Below are 24,460 nucleotides of genomic sequence, written 5' to 3'. Positions count from 1 at the left end.
TGGAATTTTTTGCTGTTTCTTTAATCAGTAGGTTAACAAGTATTCTCGATACGCCTGAACAGATGCGGTCAATTCTTCGAAAGAATCACTTGGAAACTTTTCTAATAGTTCATTGGCCACCACTGTTGCCACCACACTCTCACAAACAACACTAGCTGCTGGTACAGCGGTGCTATCTGAGCGTTCGACGCTTGCTTTATACGGTTCTTTGCTGTCGATATCAACACTTTGCAACGGCTTGTACAAGGTCGGGATCGGCTTCATAACCCCGCGAACCACAATTGGTTCCCCGTTCGTCATGCCGCCTTCAAAACCACCTAGGTTGTTGCTGCGACGGGTGTAGCCCCGTTGTTCGTCCCATAAAATCTCATCCATGACTTTTGAACCCGGTAAAACACCTGCCTCAAAGCCAACACCGAACTCAGCACCTTTAAAGGCGTTGATACTGACCACGGCTTGGGCAATCTTCGCATCAAGTTTTTTGTCCCATTGCACGTAACTGCCAAGACCAGCAGGAACGCCGCCAACAAGCACTTCCACTACGCCGCCGATCGTATCACCATTTTTCTTCGTTTGATCGATCAACTGCTTGATTTCTTCTTCGACTGACGGATCTAACACCCTTACTTCTGAAGCTTCAGAACGTTTTGCGATTTCTTTAACGGTCAACCCTTCTGGAATTTCTGCTTTGATGCCGCCTAACATCGTTACATGACCTGCCACATCGATGCCAAGCTCCTTCAAAATTTTCTTCGCGATTGCGCCGATGGCTACCCGCATAGTCGTTTCCCGGGCAGATGAACGTTCCAGGACGTTTCGTAGATCTTGATGGTGGTATTTCATACCGCCGACCAAGTCAGCATGACCAGGTCTTGGTCGTGCCACTCGTCGTAGTTTGCGGTCTTTTTCTGGTACCTCTTCGATTGCCATGACCTTGGTCCAATTTTTCCAATCTTTGTTCTCGACCACTAAAGTCACAGGAGAGCCTAATGTTTTTCCATGACGGATACCGGAAGTGATACGGACTTGGTCTTTTTCAATCAACATCCGTCCCCCACGACCATAGCCGGTTTGTCGTCTCGCTAATTCAAAATTGATGTCTTCTGCTGTTAATGGCAATCCTGCCGGTAACCCTTCGATAATGGCGGTCAACTCTGGTCCATGTGATTCGCCTGCTGTAATATAACGCATGATCCGTTACCTTCCTTTCTTATACTAGGTAGTCTTTGATTTTTTCAGTCGGGATCGTCACGATTTTCGCCTGACCGATCGCTTCTAATAGAATAATCTTCAATTGTTGCCCGCGGGCTTTTTTATCATGAGTGATTGCTTGGTATAATTGCTCTTTATCTATTTCCCTTGGTGTAATCGGCAAGTGAAACTTCTCAACCATTTCTGTAAGTTGTTGGGTCGTACCTTTTGGTGTTAATCCGGTGACTTCTGCATGTCGGGTGATCATAATCATCCCCATCGCAACGCCTTCTCCGTGACTTGTCTCAAAAGCAGCCGTTCTTTCTAAGCCATGACCGATCGTATGACCGAAGTTCAGTGTCAGACGACTACCATGATCAAAGGGATCTTCTTCCACTACTTTTTGTTTAACCTTTAAAGAAGCTGTGATCACATTTTCAGCGTGGGCCAACAAATCGGCTTCATCTTTCAAACCTGCTAACGTTTGCCAAAGTTCAGGATCTGCAATAGCGGCTGACTTGATGATTTCAGCAATGCCTTCTTGGACGCGTTTAAGCGGCAAACTTTCAAGTAAATCTGGATCGATCATCACACCGGCTGGTTGGGCAAACGTGCCAACGAGATTTTTGGCACTGCCAGTATTTACAGCTGTTTTCCCGCCGATACTTGAATCGACCTGTGCCAATAACGTCGTCGGAATCTGCAAGAAATCAATGCCGCGCATATACGTAGAAGCAACAAATCCTCCGAGATCACCGATCACACCGCCACCAAGGGCAATGATTCCATCGCTTCTGGTCATTCCGAATTGGGCAAGACCATCATATAAACTAGCTGCTTGCTCTAGTGATTTGCTTTTTTCGCCGGCTGGTACGATTAACAGTGTCGCTTCAAACCCGGCAGCGGTTATGGAATCAACGATTTGTCCGCCATACAGGGGTGCGACATTGCTGTCTGTAATGACGGCAATGCGCTGTTTGTCCCACAACTGTTGCACCCAGGTTCCGACTTTTTGAAACGCCCCTCGTTTAATGAGGATATCATAGGAATGGTCTTCTAAGTGAATGTGTAACATTGATTTTTGCACCTCTTTTATTGGTTGTCTTCACGCTTAGTCTTGCAACGCTTTGATTTCTTTCATCGCTTTTTCCATGATATGGACTTCTTTCATCATGTTCATGTACGTTTTTTCGTTAAGTGATTGAGGACCATCAGACCAAGCATTGGCTGGATCTGGATGGATCTCAACGATCATCCCATCGGCGCCAGCAGCAACACCCGCTCTTGCCATTGGTGGTACAAGATCCCAAATACCTGTTCCATGACTAGGATCAACGATGATTGGGAAGTGGCTCAGTTTTTTGATGATTGGTACTGCACTTAGATCAAAGGTATTACGGGTTGCTGTTTCGTAAGTTCGGATCCCACGTTCAATGAAAATCACTTCACTTTTATCTTGAACGGCGATGTATTCCGCAGCATTCAACCATTCGTCGATCGTGCCTGAGATGCCTCGTTTAAGGCCAATTGGTTTCCCGGTTTTTCCAACGGCAGCTAGCAATTTGAAGTTTTGCATGTTCCGAGCACCAATCTGCAAAATATCACTGTATTCCGCCACCATATCGATATGTCCTTCGTCCATGACTTCTGTGATGACTTTCATGCCAGTTTCATCAGCTGCTTGGCGAATGTATTTTAGCCCTTCTTCTTCAAGCCCTTGGAATGCGTAAGGCGACGTGCGGGGTTTGAAGGCACCACCACGTAAGATTTGTGCACCACCAGCTTTGGCGATTCGGGCACATTCACGAATTTGGTCTAAGCCTTCAATCGAACATGGACCAGCCATCGTAACAAAGTTGCCGTCACCGATTTTCACACCATCTACATCCACAACCGTATCTTGCGGATGGAACTCACGAGAGGTCAATTTGTAAGTATTTGAGATCCGAATGGCATCTTCGACACCTTCGTAGCTGCGAAAAGCAACATCTTGGATGCGGCGTGTATCCCCTTTTAACCCGATAACGACCTGTTCTTTTCCTTGGTTGACTTGAACATCTAAGCCTTCTTTTTTGATTCTAGTTACAACAACTTCAACTTGTTCTGGCGTAGCGCCTGGTTTCATAATTACGATCATTTTTTCTTCCTACTTTCGTTTTTTCTAATTTTTTTATTTTTTACATGGATTCAATAAGTGCTTTTACTTTTTCAACAGGCATTTCTTGGCCTGTCCAAAGTTTAAATGCAGCTGCACCTTGATACAGCAACATGCTTAAGCCGTTTGCAGTTTTGGCACCGACTGCTTTCGCATCTTTCAAAAGCTGCGTTTCTCTTGGATTATAGATGACATCATAGACAGCTAATGATTCCCGCAAGAGTGTTTTGTCTTTTAGAGGACTTACCGTATCATTCGGCTTCATCCCCACGCCAGTAGCATTAACTAAAAGACTGCTTTGATCGATGGCTGTTTTTAGAGCCGTCTGATCTTCTAAATCCGTTAATGTGATCTCAGAGGCGGTCTTTTCTGCAATCTGTGTCAATTTTTCCTGGATGATTGGATAAAACTCATCCTTGCGGTTAAAGACACGGATTGTTTTGACACCATCTAGTGCAGCTTGACTAATGATTGCTGTCGCTGCTCCACCTGCACCGATCACAGTCATCGTTTTTCCAATGATCGACACTTGAATGTCTTCAAGTGCGCGCATAAAGCCGATACCATCTGTATTGTGCCCAATCAATCGCCCCTCTTGATTGACGATTGTATTGATTGCGCCGATCAGCTCGGCTGCTGGTGAGCATTCATCCATCAACGGTACTGCTGCCATTTTATGGGGCATTGATAGATTGACACCTAAGAGATCCAACTGACGGATGCTTTGGATACTAGCGGCTAAATCATCCGGCTCAACATCAAAGGCCAGATACACGGCGTCGATCCCTTGTTCTTCAAAAGAAAGATTGTGCATCGCTGGAGAGATGCTGTGTTTGGCTGGTTTGGCAAATAGTGCCGCCAACCGTGTGTGACCGGTTATCATTTGTTTCATCTGGTTCATTCCTTTCAACAAAAAAAGATGTCCACCGTAAATTTAAGAATCTACAGTGAACACCTTCAAACATTACATAGCGACAGCGCCGATATGTGAATATAAAAAATAGCCACTATAGATTTTACGATCTACGTGGCTGCGAATTCATTACGAAATGCTCTAGCCATCATAGATACAAACTTAGCGTTTGTATCCATGCCTTCATGAATACAAACCTATCTAAAATAGCTAAAGTAATATTTATTCAGTTGTGTGGGGTTCGTTAGCAATAATTTTTGCATAGTCCTTCGCTCCAAACTGATGTAAGATTGACCTAAGTATAGGTTTAACTTTGAAAGATGTCAATGATTTTTTCTTATTTTTTTCATTTATTTGATTATATTTTTCGAAAACACTGTTCTATCAAGGGTTTATAAGTCGTCTTCAAAGAACAGTAACAGTTCTGGTAAACTTAAGCGAGCTTTTTCATCTGCTGAAAGATCCTTGACGATTTCACCTTTTCTGAGCAGGATCAGGCGGTCTCCGTATTTTAATGCATCTTCCATCCGATGGGTGATCATGAGACAAGTTAGGTTTTGTTCTTCCACGCGTCTTGCAGTGATTTGCATCAGCTGTTTGGAGGTCTTTGGGTCTAACGCAGCCGTATGTTCATCTAGCAACAACAGTTTTGGTGTTTGAATCGTTGCCATCAATAAACTTAGTGCCTGTCGTTGACCACCAGATAAACTGCCCGTTGGCGTATCCAAATGATTTTCCAACCCGTTGCCGATTTCTTTACAAAGCGCAAAGAACATTTCCCTTTGTCCTTGGAGTTGTCGAAGACCAAGTGACCGTTTTTGCCCTCTTTTTTGTGCTAACAGCAGATTTTCTGCCACTGTCATACGGGGAGCAGTGCCCATTTTCGGGTCTTGGAAGACACGTGCCAAAAAGCGGGCACGTTTTTCTTCCGAAAGTGCGGTCACGTTTTGATCATCGATCATCACTTGCCCACTCGTCAAGGGCATGGTGCCTGAGATGCAGTTGAATAGCGTACTTTTGCCGGCGCCATTTCCTCCGACGACCGTGACAAATTCTCCTGGTTTTAAAGAAAGATCGATTTTATTCAAGAGCACTTTTTTCTCATTCGGTCCGTTGCCGACAACTTTAAAGGCTTTTTTTAAGGCTAACATTATTCATCCTCCGTTTCAAAACCAGTGCGTAGATGCAAGGCTTGTTTAAATTGAGGGATCAACAGGCAGATCGTCAAGACGATTGCAGAGAAGATCTTCAAGTAAGTCGTATCAAATCCAGCTTTGATCACAAATAGGATCAATAATTGGTAGATAATGCTGCCGATCACGATAGCGATCAGACGTTCCAGCAAGGTCAATTCACCATATAATACCTCACCAATGATGATTGACGCCAGTCCGATAACGATCACACCGATTCCCTTGCTTATGTCGGCGTAGCCGTCGTTTTGAGCGATCAATGCGCCTGAGAGTGCGATCACGCCATTGGAGACGATCAGTCCAATGATTTTCATTCGATCCGTATTGATCCCCATTGACTTGGCCATGTGTTCATTATCCCCGGTAGCAATATAAGCTTGACCCAAGTTGGTATGGAAAAAGTAAACCAAGACGCCCCCAATCAACAAGACCATGATCAATCCGATAATCACCGTATCATAATAATTCGGTAAATTCATTCTAGTAAAAAAATCTTGAATTTTCGGTTGGTTTAATAAAGAGAGGTTTGGTGAGCGCATCACAAACAGCATGACCGAGTTCAATGAAGACATCACCAAAATACCTGCTAAAATCACGGGAATTTTGCCTTTTGTATAAAGAAGTCCTGTCACACAGCCCGCACACATCCCAGCCAATACTCCTAACAAAGTCGCTAAGACGGGCGACACCCCATGGGTGATCGCTGTCACACAGACAGCACCGCCTAACGGAAAGGACCCTTCCGTCGTCATATCCGGGAAATTCAAAATACGATAAGTCATAAAAATCCCTAATCCCAGGATTCCCCAAAGTAGCCCTTGCCCTATTACTGAAACAATCATCATTCTTCCTCCATATTCTTACAAGTTTTCTCTTTCAAGACTCTCTCGGTGATCGCAGGTGATTGCTGTTCCTAATTGTTACTCATCACTTGCTTCACTTTCCGGTGTCGTTGTAATCAATTTTGCCTCGTCTTTGAGGTTTTCTGGGATAGTGATTCCCAATAACTGCGCTTGTGTTTCATTAATGATCGTTTCGCCATCGCTGAATGTATAGATCGGAGTTGTCGCAGGTTCGGCCGTCCCGTCAAGAATTGCTGCCACCATCTTCCCAGTTTCGACCCCAATCGTAAATTGATCTTGCCCAACCGTTGCTAAGCCGCCTTGTTCCACCATCGTATCAACAGACGTGATGATGGGCGTTTTTGATTTATTGGCTTCTTGTACTACCGTCTGCATTGCGTTTGCGATCGTGTTATCTAACGGAATATAGATAAAGTCGACTTCTCGTGCCATCACTTGCACCATTTGAGCAATTTCGTTACTTGAAGGAACGGCATACGATTTGCTGGTCAAGCCATTTTCTTCGGCAGCAGCTTCTGCTTCTGCCACTTGGTATTTCGAATTGTCTTCAGTCGAAGAATACAAAATGCCGACTGTTTTTGCCTCCGGCAGCAAATCTTTTGCTAGTTTGATTTGCGCAGCGACGGGTGCTTTATCTGAAACACCAGTGATATTTCCACCGGGTTGATCCATATCTGCCACGAGATTTGCCCCAACTGGATCAGTGACCGCTCCTAAAACGATTGGTACATCCTGAGTGACATTCGCCAACGCTTGTGCTGCGGGTGTTGCTACCCCAACCAAAACGTCGGCATCTTTATTTAGCAGCTGCTGGCTCATCGTTGCCAATTTGCTTTGATCCGCTTGACCGTTCTGGAATTCGATCGTCAAGTTGTCCCCTTCGGTATAGCCTGATTCTTTAAGGCCTTCTTTGATCCCCTCGGTGATCGCATCCAGTGCTTCATGACTGACAAATTGTAGGATCCCGACTGTTTTTTCAGCTTTTTCTACTGGTTCCGAAGTCTCACTAGCTTGATTGGTCCCACTTCTCATTCCTAACTGATAGACAAATGTCGCTCCTAAAAATAATAAAATAACGGCAACCGATGCAATTAATCCCTTGTTTTTCATTTTTCATTCTCCTTTTTCTGCTTACGTTTTTCGTGTTTTTCATTTTATGGTTTTTGAGAACAAAAAAAGCAACTGCCTATGTGACGGCAATTGCAAGTAAGCAAAAGCCGCATAGAAGCTTGTCCTATGCGGCGATAAATTCAACTACCAGCATAGATACAGCACTTTAGAAGGTTCTCTAAAAAGTTGTATCTATGGAATGAGGTCCCATCAATACAACTATCTACGCCAGTTTTGCCATGATTTCACTTGCAATGGAATAAATAGTTTCATGATTGTTCCTCCTTCTCAACTTGTTTTCTTTCTTGATTGAATTCAGTTTAGCCTATTGATAAAAAAACGTCAACAATTTTCTGTCAAATTGTCAGATTTTTTTATCAATCATTGGCAGAAGAACGAATCGTCCACATGGGTAAACGATTCAATTCTGGGATGAATTCCGTCGTTGGCTGCTCAAATGAATCAAAAGTAAAGCGATTTTTCTCGACTCCTTCTTCATAGAAGACAAAGGTCACTTTATCAGGATCAATGTCATATTCATTGGAGAAAAATGCCACGTCATAGACGATCGGATAATAAAAAAATGTTCGATTCATTTCGTCTTCCTGTGCTTGGATCAGATCAAACACTTGATCCAGCTGTGGGCCATTTGGTTTACTGTACATCACAGAAATCGCTCTTGTTTCGCGAATCGTCTTATCAGCTGTCAAATATGGTAATGGCTGTACTTTTTCCGAAGGTAACTTGTCGAAAGCGATTCGATCCACTAAAGAGGCGTTGATGCGATTTTGAGAAAAAACGATCAAGCCTGCAAAAACCAGCGCGAAAAGAATGCCTCCGATCAGCGTGAAAATCGTTTTTTTCTGATCTCGGTATAGATCATCTAACAAAGCCTGCCAGCTTTCCACTGTTTTTTCTTTCGTGTAATGAACAAAGTTCCTAACTTGTTCCATAATTTGCCCACCTTTTTTAAAAATCCTACTATTAATTCATACTATCAATTCCCTTCTAGAACGTCAAGAAACTTCACATTTCTTCGATAATTCGGTAAGATAAAAGAAAACGGTAAAGGAGTCATTATGCATAATCTAGCTAGTTCTTTGATGACTGGAGCCAACCCAATCTTCGATTTCATTGTTGTCTGTTTAAACTTTCTCTCCATTTTCGTCATCGTTTGGGGTGTGTTGATCGCAGGCATTGATTTCGTGCGCTACGAATTAACAGAAAAGGACCGTTTGGTGGCAGCCAGAGAGAATAATTTTATCCGCAATTATTTAGGGAGTTATGTCTTATTAGGTCTTGAGATCTTGATTGCAGCAGATATTATTGAGACGATCATCCACCCTACTTTCGAAGACATCGTACGTCTAGCTGCAGTCGTTATTATTCGAACAGTCATCTCTTATTTCTTGAACAAAGAAATTGAGCGTGCACTGCAAACCACCGATCACCAACCTAACAAGAAAAAGGAAAGCTAGCTGCCATGGCTTTTCTTTGGATTCTTCGGTATAATAGATAGGAATATTTGACATTGGAAGGATCAATCCCTCAGTCAAACTATCCTTATAAGAAAAGAGGGAAACAATATGTCTTTTGATGGTGTTTTTACCCATTTAATGGTCAAAGAATTACAAAATCAATTAACCAGTGGACGTGTGAACAAAATTCATCAACCTTATGAAAATGAGGTCGTATTTGTGATCCGTGCCCAAGGGAAAAATCATAAACTTTTGCTATCCGCACATCCCACCTATGCTCGTGTGCAATGCACAACGATCGCCTATAGCAATCCAGAAACCCCACCGAATTTCTTGATGATGCTGCGGAAATATTTAGAAGGGGCGATCTTAGAATCAATCGAACAAATCGACAATGACCGTGTGATCCATTTTCATTTTACTCGACGAGATGAACTAGGTGATTTACAATCCCTCGTCTTGATTGTCGAATTGATGGGCCGTCACAGCACGATTTTATTAATGAATAAGACGAGCGGAAAAATTGTCGATACAATCAAACACATTGGTCATTCACAAAATACGTATCGTACTTTATTACCGGGTGCTACTTATATTGCACCACCAAAGCAAACAACACTTAATCCTTTTACAGCCTCTCGCACCAAAATTTTTGAAGAATTATCGACCATCGATCCCTTGACGGCAAAAGAACTTCAACAACGATTCCAAGGCTTAGGCCGCGATACAGCAGAAGAATTAATCGCTCGAATCAATGCCAATCCCAATGAAAAACTGCGTCAGTGGGAAGCTTTCTTTACAGAGCTTACCCAGGAGCTAGCGCCAAGTTATCTTCAGTCAGAGAAAAAGGAATATTTCACACCAATTCCCTATCCATCATTGATCGATGCGACCACCACTGTCACCCATTATCAGAGTCTGAGCGAGCTTTTAGATGCGTTTTATCACGACAAGGCGGAAAGAGATCGGGTCAAACAACAAGGTGGCGAATTACTAAAGAAGGTTGAGAATGAACTGAAACGCAACCAATTGAAGTTAAAGAAACGGCAACAAACGTTAATCGATTCAGAAAACGCCGAAGAATTCCGTCAAAAAGGTGAGCTTTTGACGACCTTTATGAATCAAGTCCCCCGAGGTGCTGCTTCAGTTGATTTGGAAAATTACTATGATGAGAATCGGCTTTTGACGATCAAATTAGATCCCGCTCTTTCTCCCAATCAAAATGCTCAGAAATATTTTCAACGTTATCAGAAATTAAAAAATGCAGTCAAACTGGTCCATCAGCAGATTGCCGAAACGAAAGAAGAAATCGCGTATCTCGAATCCGTGTTAGCTCAATTAGAAATCGCCTCTCCAATGGATCTGGCGGTTATTCGGGAAGAACTGATTGCACAAGGCTATGTCAAAAATCGGACGAAACAGCGTAAAAAAGCCGCTCCTTCGCAACCAGAACGATTTCTTTCTTCAGACGGAACAGAAATTTTCGTTGGAAAAAACAATTTACAAAATGACCAACTGACTTTAAAAACAGCTCGTAAGAGTGATATCTGGCTGCATACCAAAAATATTCCTGGCTCTCATGTCATCATTCGTTCGGATGATCCTAGTGAGACAACCTTAATGGAAGCTGCAGAGCTTGCCGCATATTTCTCAAAATATCGTCAATCTGCCCAAGTACCGGTGGACTACGTGCAAGTCAAACATATTCGGAAACCGAATGGTGCCAAACCTGGATTCGTCATTTATGAGAATCAAAAAACGCTTTTTGTGACACCTGATGAGGGAATTTTGAGATTAAAACAGTCCTAGCTGCTCCTCAGTCTATTCGGATCAAAAAAACATAGTGTAATCAATAAAAGAACCGACCACAAAAGCGCTGCGAAACTACACGCGCTTGTGATCGGTTTTTATGCTTTTTCCTTCTATCTACTGCTCTTCCAGCGACAATTTTGCTTAGCTTGAAACACAAAAGGCAAGCCTTCTCAGAATTTAGCCATCGACGTATCTGCTAGATCCGATAGAATGGCATTCGAAAATCACCGTGAGAAAGTAGCTTCTGCTAGCTAATAAATACCGCCATCCTCCATAGTGACTTTCTTCTCGAAATCAAAATGATACAGCTTTTCCCAGTGATTGATATTCAACGTTCCTTTGGTCAAATGGATTGCTAGAAAGCAACAGCCTTTATCATTCTCATTGTTGACTTCGTCGTACCAGACAAAGGCTTTGCGAATTTTGCTTCTTAATTCTGCATTTTTAGGGTCTAGCACCCAACCTAAATTCTCCCCTTGACCAACCGCAGTAAACCATTCACCGCTAACGGCAATGGAAACTGCTGGGTTCTTTTTGATTTGCTTGATTTTATTGGATTGCTCGTGTGTCGACACGTAAAAAACGCCCTCTTCATAAAAAGCATCAACTTCTCGAACGACTGGTTGTATGTGTCCCTCTACAGTTTTGTCACAAGCTGTCGTCGCAAGGGCAATCACATTGTCTTTAAAATGTCCGAATTTTTCTTCAAGCAGCTTTATTCCTTCTTCATACTGGTGGGTCATTATTCTGTTCCTCCTTGCATCTTAATTCTTTTTTTAAAAGGAATCCATAATTCGACATGAACCACATGATTTTCCCCTTTTTGATAAAGCTCAGGAAAAAAATTCTCAGCAATCCAGCCATTTTTCTTGAGCCAAAAACGGGTATAACGCATCGCCTTTCCCATATTGATGATCAGTTGCTCTGAGACCGTATCAAAGCTGCAAACAATATACTCACGTTCTGGTAAAGTCCATTCAGTGCAGTTGAGAAATTGCGAACCATCAGATATTTGACCAACAAAATAACTTGAATAGCCTTCAGGCGCATCTCCCGGAAATGAAACACCGATCAGGCAATGATCGGTGCGAGGCTGATTGGCAGTCTTTTGATAAAAATCATGCCAAATATCATCAATCGGATCAATCCCTGTTCGTTGGCCCAGCATTTTTCCATACTTAAATGGATAGTAACCAACAACGCCACAAAAAACCAGCGGTTGCTGATTTCGCTTCTTCTGAATCTCCAAAACGACTCCTTCGCTGATCAATGGATTGCCTTCTTCTGTGACAATATACCCTAAAGATAGATCCGGCTTATCAAAATTTTGCAAGCCGATCGGCGCTTTTTGGTAAAGAGAAGGTGAAAGTCCATAAACGGTCTTAAAGGTTCTTGAAAATACTGCATGGCTACTAAAACCAACCTCAAAAGCGACCTCAATGACTCGACTTTTTCTGTCTTTTAATAAAACAGCGGCTCTGGCCAGACGACGCAGTTTTATATATTCCCTAACAGAAATTTTAACTAAGCGAGTAAATAAGCGTTGATAATAAAATACAGAAAGTGATGCGACTTGTGCTAACGTTTCGATCTCTAGCGACTCAGCAAGATTGTCTTCGATAAAATCAATGGATTTTTGGATTGCTTCCCATGCATGCATATGGATTTCCTTTCTTTCACTATAAAATACTCAGCCAAAAAAGCTTTACCGTGTCTGCTCTTTTTCTAAAAAAAACTATATTTGTATTTATTTTCACAATGCATTAACTGCCGAGAATCAGCTTATTTAATATTTTAGCATAGCCTTCATGGTCCTAGAATATAAAAATAAAAAAAGACGAAGAGTTTTCGTCTTTTTCTAGTCAATGACATTCTAAAAATTCTAACATCATTTTTATAGATTACCCTTACGAAGTGGTTTCTATACTGACCATCAAATGAAGTCAGTGAGAAACACTACGTAAAAGGATCTATTTTTATAAATTAATAGAAATAAATAGGCCGATCTTTGCGGTCTTGTAATGGGCGATTATTGTTTTCTAACACTTCTTCCCGGAATTCCAAAATGAAGCGGCGGCTCATCTCCCCGATCCAGTCAAAGACGAACCAATTGATTGGCCCTTTGGTTGGCGGTGTCGTCAACGAACCCACATAATGGAAATGGTGGGTGCGTTCTGGTAAGAACATAGTCGGATCAAACCATTGCGTATGGTTTTCAAAGTCCCAGATGCTGTCGTCTTGCTGATTGCAGATCCAGTTGAGCTTATCCGTCAATTTGAATAAGATACCCACAACCAAGTTTTCTCCGTCCTCATTCATATGGACGAGATGAAACTCTAATTCTTGCTGTTCATCATCGATAATATGTTCAGACGGCATGTGGAAATGAATATCCGTCAAATAGTAGTTGATCCCTTTAAATGTGACATAACTTTCTTTGTTATATGGAACGAAGTGAATCGTATTTTTGAATTCTTTTTCCGTGAACCGCTCTCGTTTATAGTGAAAAGCCAAGTCCTGATCGATAGGTTCTTCGGTTTCATCGTGAACTAAAGCAATTGGGGATTGGTAAGGAAATTCGGCGCCTTGTGCATACCAATCGCACAAAGTGTGCCAATGTTCAGGTCCATTGTCTCCGGAATAACTCCAGGGAACATCCATATTTCTTTTCAAAAAAACAGCCTCCTAATTCAAGTTGACAGCAAGGAATAGCCCTTCCTATCAAAAAAACTTTCTCCCAATGCTATCAGAAAATAGGTAAAAATAAAACGAATATGCTTGGTCATTCCCTCACATATCCGTTTCTTATTTCAATTCCTTATTCACTCAACCAAGCAGCAGGATCTTTTCGCCACTCTTGTAACAGGGCAACATCAGGCTCTTGAATAGCACCCGTTTCTAAAGCCGACTCGATCAACGCTGTATAGTTTGTCAAAGTCACATAGGATAGACCTGCTTGGTCAAAATTCTCTTGGACTTGAGGCAGCTCGTAAGTAAAGATCGCAGCGACGCCTAATACGTCGGCTCCTTCTCTTTTGGCTGCTTCACAAGCTTCTAAGACACTGCCACCTGTTGACAATAAATCTTCAATGACGACCATTTTTTGATTTGGCTGAATACGACCTTCAATTTGATTGCCTTTGCCATGTTCTTTTGCTTTGCTGCGAATATAAACCATTGGCAAATCTAACAATTCAGCGACCCAAGCAGCATGGGGAATCCCGGCTGTTGCGGTCCCTGCAATCACTTCTGCTTCGGGATAAGTCGTTTTGATGACTGCAGCTAAGCCTTTCGCAATGGCGCGACGTACATGAGGATAACTCATAGTGATTCGATTGTCGCAGTAAATAGGGCTTTTGATGCCGCTTGCCCAAGTAAATGGTTCATTCGGTCGTAAAAAAATCGCCTCGATGTCTAAAAGATCTTTGGCAATTTGATTGGATTGTTCTTTCATTGGCTAGCTTCCTTCCATTCTTGTTTTATTTGCAGATAACTTTCATACGGTGTCTTAGACTGGGTGATTGGACGTCCCACAACGATCATGGTAGCCCCCGCATTGCGAGCTTGTGCAGGTGTCATGATCCGTTTTTGATCGCCAACTTCACTGCCAGCTGGTCGGATACCAGGCGTCAAGCGTATGAAGGCATCGGTTGTTCTTTGCTTGATCTGTTTTGCTTCGTGTGCGGAGCAAACAACACCGTCTAATCCAGCTTTTTGGGCACAAGTGGCGTAATGGATAACACTTTCTTGCAGTGACGTCATGATCTGCTGATCATGATGCATTTGTGCCTCACTAGTGGAGGTCAATTGGGTAACTGCAATCAAATCAGGGACTTTGTCTCCAGCGGGGGTTCCTTGTTGCAGACCTTTTTTAGCAGCAGTCATCATTTCAATCCCGCCGGCTGCATGAACATTCGTCAAAGCAACACCTAAAGAAGCTAAGCGCTCCATTGCTCGTCCAACAGTATTAGGGATATAATGTAATTTTAAATCTAAAAAAATGTCATGGCCAAAGGATTTCAACCAAGTGACGATCGCTGGTCCTTCTTGGTAGAAAATCTCCATTCCAACTTTTACAAATAATTTTTCTCCCGCAGGAAATTGCGCTAAAAATGTTTCAATAGCCTGTTTGTTGGGGAAATCTAAGGCAATAATTGGTCGTTCACTCATCACACGTGCTCCTCTCTCACTTCTTTTATCAACTGTTCCAAAGAAGTGATCCCTAATTCTGCCATTCGGATAGGCAATTCTTCAATCAATTTTGGGCAAATGTAAGGATCGGTAAAGTTTGCAGTTCCTACTGCAACTGCACTTGCACCTGCCAGATACATTTCAAGTACATCATCCACTGACATCACGCCCCCCATGCCAATAATTGGTAATTGAGAAACTTGCGCCACTTGTTTGATTAGGCGGATCGCCACTGGTTTGATTGATGGACCAGACAAGCCCCCGGTTTGGTTGGCTAAAATCGGTTTTCGTGTTTTTAAATCGATCCGCATGCCCAAAAGCGTATTGATCATCGTAAACCCGTCGGCGCCGCCTGCTTCGATCGCTTTTGCAATTGGGACAATATCCGTCACATTCGGCGAAAGTTTGACATAGATCGGCACTTGCGAGACTTTTTTGACCGCTTCAGTCAATGCACCAGCAACCGCAGGATCGGTTCCAAAAGTGATACCGCCATGTTTGACGTTAGGGCAAGAGATATTCAGTTCGATCGCTTTGACATTTTCTGCCTGACTGATTTCCTGACACACAAGAACGTAATCTTCGACGGTCGAACCAGCAACGTTTGCAATGATCGGTAACTCTGGATGTTTTTGAGCTAAGTCCGGCAATATTTGATTCATGACCGTTTCTAACCCAGGATTTTGCAACCCGATGGCATTTAACATACCACTAGGCGTTTCCGCTACCCTTGGGGTTGGATTGCCGAAACGTGGTTCAGGTGTGGTCGCTTTGATCATCACCGCACCTAATTGACTGATGTCATAATATTTATCATATTCTGCACCAAACCCAAAACAGCCGCTGGCAGGCATGATCGGATTTTTTAGACTCAATCCGGGTAGCTCGACGTTGATCGACATTAAATGACCACCTTTCTCGCCTGAAATACAGGCCCTTCGTCACAAACTTTGACACTTTTTGTACCTTGTTCGTCATCTTTCGTATGGCAAACACAGGCATAACAGGCACCCATCCCGCAAGCCATTCGCGCTTCCATGGATAATTGAACATCTGAAAGGTCTTCGAAAAGCTGGGCGGTGGTTTTTAAAAGACCGTTATTTCCGCAGGCAAAGACCGCCGCAGGTGTTTGCTCTGCAGCTAACAACAGGTTGCCAACATTTCCTTGTAAACCAGCGCTGCCATCATCGGTAGCAATCCTCGTGTCTCCTAGTGCACGAAATTCCTCTTCATAATACATGACGTCTTTGCTGGCAAAGCCCAAAAAGTGAATGACGTGGACGCCTTGTTGGGTCAGACGTTTCGATAATTCATAGAGCGGCGGTACACCGATACCGCCACCTACGATAAATGCAGTGTCCCCTTGATTTAAATGATGATAGCGAAACCCATTTCCTAACGGCCCCATCACATCGATTGGATCACCAACGGTCATTTCTGAAAAAATTCGTGTGCCATCTCCTTCGACCCGGTAAATGATTCGGCATTCTTTTTTCTCAGCATCGATATGATTGATACTGATCGGTCGGCGAAGAAGAAAGGCATTTTGAGGAACCCGCAGGTGCAGAAACTGCCCTGGGGTCCTCATCTCATTGACTAATTCACCAGTCAATGTCATTTCAAAAATCCGTGGTGCCAGTTGACGCTGTTTGCTGATGGTCATGATTTCTTGCTTCATCAAAAAACTCCTTTATCTGCGTTAAATTGCTTTTGTTGAAAAACTGCGGGATTCCATCACTTTTAGAATTGCATCCGCTGTATCAAGAGAAGTAAAGGTCGGTACACCATGCTCCACTGCTTCTCGGCGAATGATAAATCCGTCTTCCGTTGCATTTTGGCGATCTTTGTCCATGGTATTGACTACTACTTGGGTCGTTCCTTTACGGATCAAATCAACAACCGTTTCTTCTGCTTGTTGATCAGAGATTTTAGCAACTCGTGTCACTTGCAGGCCTTTTTCTTCAAAGTAATCAGCGGTTCCATTGGTAGCCATTAAGGTGAAGCCGACCTCTACGAAACGCGCCGCCAGTGCTGCTGCCTCTTCTTTGCTTTCGTCTGCAACGGTGAAAAGTGCTTTTCCAAATTCAGGAATATGCAGGCCTGATGCCTCAAAAGCTTTATAAAGTGCTTTTGCCAAATCTTTGTCTGATCCCATTACTTCACCCGTTGATTTCATTTCAGGGCCTAAGTAAGTATCGACTTTTAAAAGTTTTGTAAAGGAGAAGACAGGTGCTTTGATGTGTACTTCATTTGGTGTTGGAGCAAGTCCGTCTTGATAACCTAACGCTGTGATCTCTTCCCCGAGAATCGCCTTCGTGGCAATTTGTGCCATTGGGATCTCTGTTACCTTGCTTAAAAATGGCACGGTTCGGCTAGCACGAGGATTTACTTCAATGACATACACTTTGTTCTCATGGATGACAAATTGGATATTCATCATACCGATACAATTTAAACCTAATGCCAAGCGTTTGGTATATTCTTCGATCGTAGCAATTAGTTCATCCGAAAGATTTTGCGGTGGATAGACTGCCATTGAATCTCCTGAATGGACCCCTGCACGCTCGATATGTTCCATGATTCCAGGAATCAAAACAGTTTTGCCGTCACAGATAGCATCGACTTCACATTCTTTACCAACCAAGTAACGATCGACCAAGACAGGATGTTCTGGTGATGCTTTCACTGCATGACGCATATAATCTTCTAAATCGGCTTGGTTTTCCACGATTTCCATCGCACGTCCCCCTAAGACATAACTTGGGCGGACTAAAACAGGATAGCCGATTTTTTGTGCGATGGCGATCGCTTCTTGTTCGTTCGTCGCCGTGTCGCCTGGTGGTTGCGGAATATCTAATGCTTGTAATGCTTGCTCAAAGAGATCGCGGTTTTCGGCACGATCAAGATCTTCAATGCTGGTGCCTAGGATTTTGACTCCGGCTTTCACCAAAGGTTCGGCTAAATTGATCGCCGTTTGCCCGCCAAATTGGACGATGACCCCAATTGGCTGTTCCAAATCGATCACATGCAAGACATCTTCTAAGGTCAACGGTTCAAAATACAGCTTGTCGGAGATAGAAAAATCAGTCGAAACCGTTTCAGGATTACTGTTCATGATGATCGCTTCATAGCCAGCAGCTTGGATCGCTTTCACCGAGTGCACTGTTGCATAGTCGAACTCCACCCCTTGTCCGATTCGGATCGGTCCAGAACCTAGGACAAGAACAGATTCTTTTTCACTGCGCTTGCTTTCATTCTCAAACTCATAGGTGCTGTAGAAATAAGGTGTTGCTGATTCAAATTCTGCGGCACATGTATCCACCATTTTGTAGACTGGCAAAATCTTTTGCTCATGGCGCAGCGTGCGGATCTCAGCTTCCGTGGTTTCCCACAGCTCAGCGATCTTTTTATCCGTAAAGCCGTTTTGCTTAGCTTTTTTCAACATATCAAGGGATTGTGGATCGTTTGCTAATGCTTGTTCGATCTCAAAGATGTGAAGCATTTTATCTAAGAAGAATAAATCGATTTTCGTCATTTCATTCAAATCTTCGATAGTATACCCTCTTCGGATGGCTTCCATGACGTAGAACAGGCGATCATCTTGCGCCTTGATGACCTTCTCCATCAGATCATTGTCAGAAAGAGCTTCTAGTTCTTTCATTTCGATATGATGTGTGCCGATTTCCAATGAACGAACAGCTTTCAGTAATGACTCTTCAATATTACGACCAATGGCCATCACTTCTCCAGTTGCTTTCATTTGTGTTCCTAATCGACGTTCCCCCGTTTCAAACTTGTCAAACGGCCAGCGAGGAATTTTTGCCACAACATAGTCCAGGGCAGGTTCAAATTCTGCATAGGTGGTTTCTGTGACTGGATTTTTCATTTCATCCAATGTTAAACCGACGGCAATTTTCGCTGCCAGTTTGGCAATTGGATAACCTGTTGCTTTACTTGCTAGTGCAGACGAACGAGAAACCCTTGGATTTACTTCAATCACATAGTAATTAAAGCTATGTGGATCAAGTGCCAACTGAACGTTACAACCACCTTCTATTTTTAATGCGCGAATAATTTTTAATGACGCATCTCGCAACATTTGGTATTCATGGTCTGACAGTGTTTGACTAGGGGCAAAGACGATGGAATCGCCGGTGTGGATGCCGACTGGATCGAAGTTTTCCATATTACAAACAACGATCGCGTTGTCTGCAGAATCCCGCATCACTTCATATTCGATCTCTTTAAACCCAGCAATACTACGTTCAATCAAGCATTGGGTCACGGGCGAGAGCTTCAAGCCGTTTTCAGCGATTTGGCGTAATTCTTCTTCATTGTTACACATGCCACCGCCCGTTCCTCCTAGCGTAAATGCTGGACGAACAATGATTGGAAAGCCGATTTTTTTCGCAAATTCAACTGCTGCTTCCACCGTTGATACGATTTCGGATTCTGGGATCGGTTGATCCAATTCTTCCATTAATTGTTTGAATAAATCTCGATCTTCTGCCTGATCGATTGCCGCTAATTTGGTTCCTAGCAACTCAATTCCTAATTCATCCAAAATACCTGAGTTGGCTAATTCCATCGCCATATTCAAGCCCGTTTGTCCGCCTAATGTCGGTAAAATTGCATCAGGCTGTTCTTTACGTAAAATCCGTGAGACAAACTCAAATGTGATTGGTTCAATGTAGACTTTGTCAGCAATTTCTTTGTCCGTCATGATCGTTGCGGGATTCGAATTGACTAACACCACTTCGTAACCTTCTTCTCGTAAAGCTAAACAAGCTTGTGTACCGGCATAATCAAATTCTGCCGCTTGTCCTATAATAATCGGTCCAGAACCGATTACCATGATTTTCTTGATATCTGTCCGTTTTGGCATATTAGTTCTGCTCCTTCCATGCATCGATCATCTCTAAAAATTCGTCAAATAAGTGGACCGCATCATGCGGGCCCGGTGCCGCATCTGGGTGGTATTGGACACTGAATGCTGGGTAGCGGCGATGACGAACCCCTTCGATCGTGCCATCGTTCACTTCGACGTGTGTCACCATTAGTTTTTCAGGATCGATGGATGCTTCATCCACAGCAAAGCCATGGTTTTGTGAGGTAAAATCGATCCGACCAGTGGCGATCTCTCTTACCGGATGGTTCAATCCGCGGTGACCGAACTTCATTTTATAGGTATCTGCCCCATTCGCTAATGAGAAGAGCTGATGGCCTAAACAAATCCCGAAGATCGGTACCTTGCCTTGAATCCCTTGTATCATTTTAATTGCTTCTGGCAAGCTTTTAGGATCACCCGGTCCATTTGTCAGCATTACACCATCTGGTGCGAGGTCTAAAATTTCTTGCGCTGTCGTATTGTATGGCAAAATCGTTAAATTGCAGTTGCGGCGTGACAATTCCCGTAAAATACTGTGCTTCAAGCCGAAGTCGATGACCACGATATTGCGACCCGTTCCAGGACTTGGATAAGGTTTTGAGGTAGAAACTTGTGCCACTTGATTGGTTGGTAAAACCGCCGCTTTTAATTGATCAAAGGCATGGTCAAAGACATCTCCTGCATCAACGATACTCGCTTTCATGGTCCCATGTTGACGGATCTTTCTTGTCAGCGCGCGTGTATCGATTCCTGCGATCCCTGGAATATTTTTGCGTTTTAAAAATTCATCTAACGTCAGCTGTTTCCGCCAATTGCTCGCTAGACGCGCGTGTTCTTTCACAACGACCCCTTTACAAGTCGGTGAAATTGATTCGTAGTCGTCTCGGTTGACGCCGTAATTTCCAACCATCGGATACGTAAACGTAATGATTTGTCCGTTAAAACTTTGATCCGTAATGGCTTCTTGATAGCCCGTCATGCTGGTGGTAAAAACAATCTCGCCAAAAACATTGATACTGGCACCAAAGCCTTCGCCTTCAAAGTATGTTCCATCTTCTAAAATAAGCCAACGTTTCATATTATTGCCCACCTTTTTGCCATACTAATTTTCCATTTACAAATGTATAACTTGTATCCCCATATAACGTCCATCCACCGAAAGGCGTATTGACTCCTTTTGATAGAAATTGCTTAGGATCCACGTTATAAGCTGATTCTAAGTCAAAAATCGCGAGATCGGCTTTGTCTCCGACCATCATCGTTCCGGCGCTTAGACCAAAGATTGATGCTGGTTTCACGGTCATCCAATCCACTAGTTGCTGCAAGGTAAAGCGTCCTGTTTTGACAAAATGAGTGTACAACAATTGGAAGGCATATTCTGATCCGACGATGCCAAATGGTGCTTTTAAAAAGCTTTTCATTTTTTCTTCATAGCCATGTGGGGCATGATCCGTCGCGATACAATCGATCGTGCCATCCAGCAGACCTTCGATCAACGCTTCACGGTCTTCTTGCCCACGTAACGGTGGGTTCATTTTCCAAAAGCCTTCATCGGCAGGAATATCTTCATCGATTAGAAGCAAATGATGAGGAGAAACTTCAGCTGTCACATGGATACCAGCTTTTTTGGCATCTCGGATCACTCGAACACTTTCTTTGGTCGAGACATGGCAGACATGGTAATGAGCACCTGTTGCTTCCGCCAAAAGTACATCACGAGCGATTTGAGAAGCTTCCGTTACACTCAAGATCCCCGGTAGTCCAAGTTCTTCTGCTTTTTTACCAGCATGCATCACGCCGTCAAAGAGTAAGGAGTCATCTTCTGTATGGGCAACCAAGGCCAAGTCATTTTCGGCTGCTTGCTTCATTGCCAGATACATTGTGCCAGCAGTCTGAACACCCACGCCATCGTTCGTCAAGGCGAAAGCGCCAGCAGCTTTCATTCCAGCTGCATCCGTCAACGTTTCACTGCGTAAGTTTTCTGTGATCGGGGCGTATTGTAAGACATTGATTGACGCATCTGCGTTGATTTTTTCGTAAACAGCTGTTAATTTTTCCGGTGTATCGGGAACTGGGTCAAGGTTTGGCATTGCGCAAACTGTCGTGAACCCACCGCGAGCTGCTGCGATGCTGCCCGTTTCAATTGTTTCTTTGTACTCAAAGCCTGGTTCTCTGAAGTGTACATGAACATCCACTAAACCTGGCGTGATCAATTGCTCTTTGGCATCGATGACTTCGTCAAAATCTGTTTCGGGAAATGCTGTACCGATCCCGCGAATGATTCCTTCTTCGATCCAAATTGCTGCAGGAACACAGTGATTGTCTTTTTTGATGATTTTACCGTTTTTAATGAGTGTTTTCATGTAAACTTCCTCCTCTAATTCTTTCCTTTTTGCCTGTTAGGCCTTACCGTTCAACACCGCTTCAAGAATCGCCATTCGAACAAAGACGCCATTGGACATCTGTGTGATGATTCGTGAGCGTAAGCTTTCAACTAAGGCATCAGCCAATTCCACATCGCGATTGACCGGCGCTGGGTGCATTATGATCGCATGCTCTTTCATTCTTGCGGCGCGTTCCACGGTCAACCCGTGATTTTTTAAGTATTCTTCTTTTGAAAAGCTTTCCGTTCCATCATGGCGCTCGTGCTGGACACGAAGCATCATCATAACATCGACTTCTGCGACCAATTCGTCTAATGGTAGCCAATGACCGTATACTTCAAATTCTTCGTCATACCATTCCTTTGGACCTGAGAAGAAGACTTTCGCTCCGAGACGCTTCAACATTTGCATGTTTGATTTTGCGACCCGTGAGTGGGTGATGTCACCTACGATTGCGACTTTCAAGTCGTCAAAATGCCCAAACTCTTCATAAATCGTCATCAGATCTAGCAAGCATTGCGTTGGGTGTTGGCCGCTGCCGTCCCCGCCATTGATGATACTGCACTGGATCGTTTTGCTTTGGATCAAAGCGTCGTAGTAATTTTCATCGCCGTGGCGAATGACCGCAACGTCTACACCTAAAGCCGACATCGTCAAGACCGTGTCATACAAGGTCTCGCCTTTTTGAACAGAACTGGTGGAGGCTTCAAATTCGATGACTTCGATCCCTAGTTTTTTCTCAGCAACATCGAAGCTTTTGTGGGTTCTGGTACTGTTCTCAAAAAAGAGATTTGTTGCGAAATATTGTTCTTTTTGGGGCATCCATTTCGCCCCTCTTTTGAATTCTTGTCCTCTGCGGATGAGTCCCATCACTTCACGGTCCGTCAATGCTTCTACCGTCAAAAGATGCTTTAAGCTGATTCTTTCGGATTGAATAATCATGAATGAATTCCTCCTTTGATTCTGTTTAAACGATGAGTTGGCACAAGTTATTTTTCTTCGCTGCGAGAGCTGTCAGGTAAAATAAGATTCAAGAAGATCCCTAGGACAGTTGCTAACGCCATTGCGGATAATGTGAAGGTACCGACCGTGAAGACAAGACCGCCGATTCCTACCACAAGGATCACTGACGCAATGATCAAATTTTTCTTACGATCAAAATCGATTTTGTTGTCGATCAAAATTTTCAACCCGCTGGCAGCGATGACGCCAAAGAGCAGGAAGCTGATCCCTGAGATGACTGGACCAGGAATACTTAAGATCAATGCGCTTAGTTTTCCAACGAAGCCTAGTACGATGGCTAGAATTGCCGCACCACCGATGACGAACACACTGTGGACCCGTGTAATTGCTAAAACCCCGATGTTTTCTCCGTAACTTGTCACTGGGGGTCCCCCAACGAGACCGGCTGCAATTTGAGCAAACCCATCTCCCAATAGTGTTCGGTTCAAGCCTGGCTCTTCAAAAAAGTTCCGCTTCGTTAATTTGTTCAAGACCATCAGATGACCGATGTGTTCGGTCATGGTAACAAAAGCGATCGGCGCCATCGTCGTGATCGCATTCAGATACAGTTTTGGTTCATAGTTAATGAAGGGAATCTCGAAGCTCGGCATGCCAAACCAGTTGGCGTCAATGATGGGCTGCACATCGACGATCCCCGCTGCTAAGGCGATCAAGTATCCGCCCACAATCCCCAGAAGGATCGGGATCAATCCTAAAAACCCTCGCAGAAACATATTGAAGAAAATCGTTAATCCTAAGGTAGCCAAAGCTACCAGAATGTACTTGAAATCGTAGACTGAGTCATTGTACATTGCATTCTGGGCGGCGTTAGCGGCTAACCCTAATCCAATCACCATAATCACAGGACCGACAATGATCGGTGGTAAGATCTTATCCAACCAAGCTGCACCGGCACGTTTAATGATCATCGAAACGATCACGTAAACCAACCCAGTCGTGATGGCGCCTTGTGCGATAGCTGGGTAGCCATCAGATTTCATCAGCATCTGCATCGCTGCGATAAACGCAAAGCTGCTGCCTAGATACGCAGGAATCTTCCCTTTCGTTGTGACCAAGTAAACCAATGTTCCAATACCTGAACTAACTAAAGCGATGCTGGGGTTGATCCCAACGAGGATCGGAACTAATACTGTTGCCCCAAACATCGTGAAAAGATGTTGTAAGCTTAGACCTAACCAAGGCAGTGCTTTGGGCCGATCTTTGATGTCTAAAACTGCGTCTGGATTACGAAATTCTTGCTTCTGCATGTTGCTGTCACT

22 protein-coding genes are annotated in these 24,460 nt (G+C 43.5%); 2 read left to right on the top strand and 20 right to left on the bottom strand.

Going from position 1 to position 24,460, the window contains the following annotated elements; all coding sequences use genetic code 11:
• Nucleotides 1-24 precede the first annotated feature (24 nt).
• The 8 genes from aroC to A5882_RS13595 form a co-directional block, all read right to left on the bottom strand.
• On the bottom strand, nt 25-1,191 hold the full coding sequence (gene aroC / locus A5882_RS13635; protein ID WP_005235960.1) for a chorismate synthase: 1,167 nt from the start codon (nt 1,189-1,191) through the stop codon (nt 25-27).
• A gap of 19 nt (nt 1,192-1,210) precedes the next feature.
• The gene (aroB, locus tag A5882_RS13630; protein ID WP_086372975.1) at nt 1,211-2,266 is read right to left on the bottom strand and encodes a 3-dehydroquinate synthase; all 1,056 of its coding nucleotides are present in this window, start codon (nt 2,264-2,266) and stop codon (nt 1,211-1,213) included.
• A 36-nt stretch (nt 2,267-2,302) separates the two neighbouring features.
• A complete protein-coding gene (gene aroF / locus A5882_RS13625; protein WP_005226100.1) occupies nt 2,303-3,328 on the bottom strand; it encodes a 3-deoxy-7-phosphoheptulonate synthase in 1,026 nt (341 codons plus the stop codon).
• A 40-nt stretch (nt 3,329-3,368) separates the two neighbouring features.
• Nucleotides 3,369-4,238, bottom strand: coding sequence for a shikimate dehydrogenase (locus A5882_RS13620; RefSeq protein WP_034872642.1), 870 nt, complete (start codon nt 4,236-4,238; stop codon nt 3,369-3,371).
• A gap of 413 nt (nt 4,239-4,651) precedes the next feature.
• Nucleotides 4,652-5,410: an ABC transporter ATP-binding protein gene (locus A5882_RS13615; RefSeq protein WP_005235966.1), complete on the bottom strand. Its 759-nt coding sequence runs from the start codon at nt 5,408-5,410 to the stop codon at nt 4,652-4,654.
• The gene (locus A5882_RS13610; protein WP_086332387.1) at nt 5,410-6,294 is read right to left on the bottom strand and encodes an ABC transporter permease; all 885 of its coding nucleotides are present in this window, start codon (nt 6,292-6,294) and stop codon (nt 5,410-5,412) included. The genes A5882_RS13615 and A5882_RS13610 overlap by 1 nt, the downstream gene beginning before the upstream one ends.
• A gap of 78 nt (nt 6,295-6,372) precedes the next feature.
• Nucleotides 6,373-7,425 (bottom strand): tryptophan ABC transporter substrate-binding protein, encoded by a 1,053-nt coding sequence (gene trpX / locus A5882_RS13605; protein ID WP_010748363.1) that lies wholly within the window; start codon nt 7,423-7,425, stop codon nt 6,373-6,375.
• A gap of 377 nt (nt 7,426-7,802) precedes the next feature.
• Nucleotides 7,803-8,378, bottom strand: a complete 576-nt coding sequence (locus A5882_RS13595) for a hypothetical protein (protein WP_005235969.1) — start codon at nt 8,376-8,378, stop codon at nt 7,803-7,805.
• 126 nt (nt 8,379-8,504) lie between these two features.
• Between A5882_RS13595 and A5882_RS13590 the strand changes: the two genes are divergently transcribed.
• Nucleotides 8,505-8,903 carry a DUF1622 domain-containing protein gene (locus A5882_RS13590; RefSeq protein ID WP_005235970.1) on the top strand — a complete coding sequence of 133 codons (399 nt, stop codon included), beginning with the start codon at nt 8,505-8,507 and terminating at the stop codon, nt 8,901-8,903.
• A 108-nt stretch (nt 8,904-9,011) separates the two neighbouring features.
• Nucleotides 9,012-10,712: a fibronectin-binding protein EfbA gene (gene efbA / locus A5882_RS13585; RefSeq protein ID WP_086372974.1), complete on the top strand. Its 1,701-nt coding sequence runs from the start codon at nt 9,012-9,014 to the stop codon at nt 10,710-10,712.
• Nucleotides 10,713-10,966: 254 nt separating this feature from the next.
• On the opposite strand, the gene A5882_RS13580 is transcribed toward efbA, so the two are convergent.
• The 12 genes from A5882_RS13580 to A5882_RS13525 form a co-directional block, all read right to left on the bottom strand.
• Entirely contained in the window at nt 10,967-11,458 is a 492-nt protein-coding gene (locus A5882_RS13580; protein ID WP_016620151.1) for a pyridoxamine 5'-phosphate oxidase family protein, read from the bottom strand.
• A complete protein-coding gene (locus A5882_RS13575) occupies nt 11,458-12,375 on the bottom strand; it encodes an AraC family transcriptional regulator (protein ID WP_016611759.1) in 918 nt (305 codons plus the stop codon). The genes A5882_RS13580 and A5882_RS13575 overlap by 1 nt, the downstream gene beginning before the upstream one ends.
• 323 nt (nt 12,376-12,698) lie before the next feature.
• A complete protein-coding gene (locus tag A5882_RS13570) occupies nt 12,699-13,376 on the bottom strand; it encodes a carbonic anhydrase family protein (protein WP_016620153.1) in 678 nt (225 codons plus the stop codon).
• A 157-nt stretch (nt 13,377-13,533) separates the two neighbouring features.
• Nucleotides 13,534-14,169 carry an orotate phosphoribosyltransferase gene (gene pyrE / locus A5882_RS13565; RefSeq protein ID WP_086372973.1) on the bottom strand — a complete coding sequence of 212 codons (636 nt, stop codon included), beginning with the start codon at nt 14,167-14,169 and terminating at the stop codon, nt 13,534-13,536.
• Nucleotides 14,166-14,885 (bottom strand): orotidine-5'-phosphate decarboxylase, encoded by a 720-nt coding sequence (gene pyrF / locus A5882_RS13560; protein WP_086372972.1) that lies wholly within the window; start codon nt 14,883-14,885, stop codon nt 14,166-14,168. The genes pyrE and pyrF overlap by 4 nt, the downstream gene beginning before the upstream one ends.
• Nucleotides 14,885-15,808 carry a dihydroorotate dehydrogenase gene (locus A5882_RS13555; protein WP_016611756.1) on the bottom strand — a complete coding sequence of 308 codons (924 nt, stop codon included), beginning with the start codon at nt 15,806-15,808 and terminating at the stop codon, nt 14,885-14,887. The genes pyrF and A5882_RS13555 overlap by 1 nt, the downstream gene beginning before the upstream one ends.
• On the bottom strand, nt 15,808-16,584 hold the full coding sequence (locus A5882_RS13550; protein WP_005235982.1) for a dihydroorotate dehydrogenase electron transfer subunit: 777 nt from the start codon (nt 16,582-16,584) through the stop codon (nt 15,808-15,810). The genes A5882_RS13555 and A5882_RS13550 overlap by 1 nt, the downstream gene beginning before the upstream one ends.
• A 21-nt stretch (nt 16,585-16,605) precedes the next feature.
• Entirely contained in the window at nt 16,606-19,791 is a 3,186-nt protein-coding gene (gene carB / locus A5882_RS13545) for a carbamoyl-phosphate synthase large subunit (protein WP_086299447.1), read from the bottom strand.
• A 1-nt stretch (nt 19,792) separates the two neighbouring features.
• Nucleotides 19,793-20,872, bottom strand: a complete 1,080-nt coding sequence (locus A5882_RS13540; RefSeq protein WP_005235984.1) for a carbamoyl phosphate synthase small subunit — start codon at nt 20,870-20,872, stop codon at nt 19,793-19,795.
• A gap of 1 nt (nt 20,873) precedes the next feature.
• Entirely contained in the window at nt 20,874-22,157 is a 1,284-nt protein-coding gene (locus tag A5882_RS13535) for a dihydroorotase (protein WP_086299448.1), read from the bottom strand.
• Between the two features lie 36 nt (nt 22,158-22,193).
• A complete protein-coding gene (locus A5882_RS13530) occupies nt 22,194-23,120 on the bottom strand; it encodes an aspartate carbamoyltransferase catalytic subunit (protein WP_005235988.1) in 927 nt (308 codons plus the stop codon).
• Nucleotides 23,121-23,167: 47 nt separating this feature from the next.
• Complete coding sequence (locus tag A5882_RS13525) at nt 23,168-24,448, bottom strand: solute carrier family 23 protein (RefSeq protein ID WP_005226119.1); 1,281 nt, start codon at nt 24,446-24,448, stop codon at nt 23,168-23,170.
• Nucleotides 24,449-24,460 lie beyond the last annotated feature (12 nt).

The sequence above is a fragment of the Enterococcus sp. 4E1_DIV0656 genome (assembly GCF_002140695.1).
GTDB lineage: Bacteria > Bacillota > Bacilli > Lactobacillales > Enterococcaceae > Enterococcus_D > Enterococcus_D entomosocium.
Note: the sequence above shows the minus strand (reverse complement) of the source record. Positions and strands in the feature narration are given on the sequence as shown.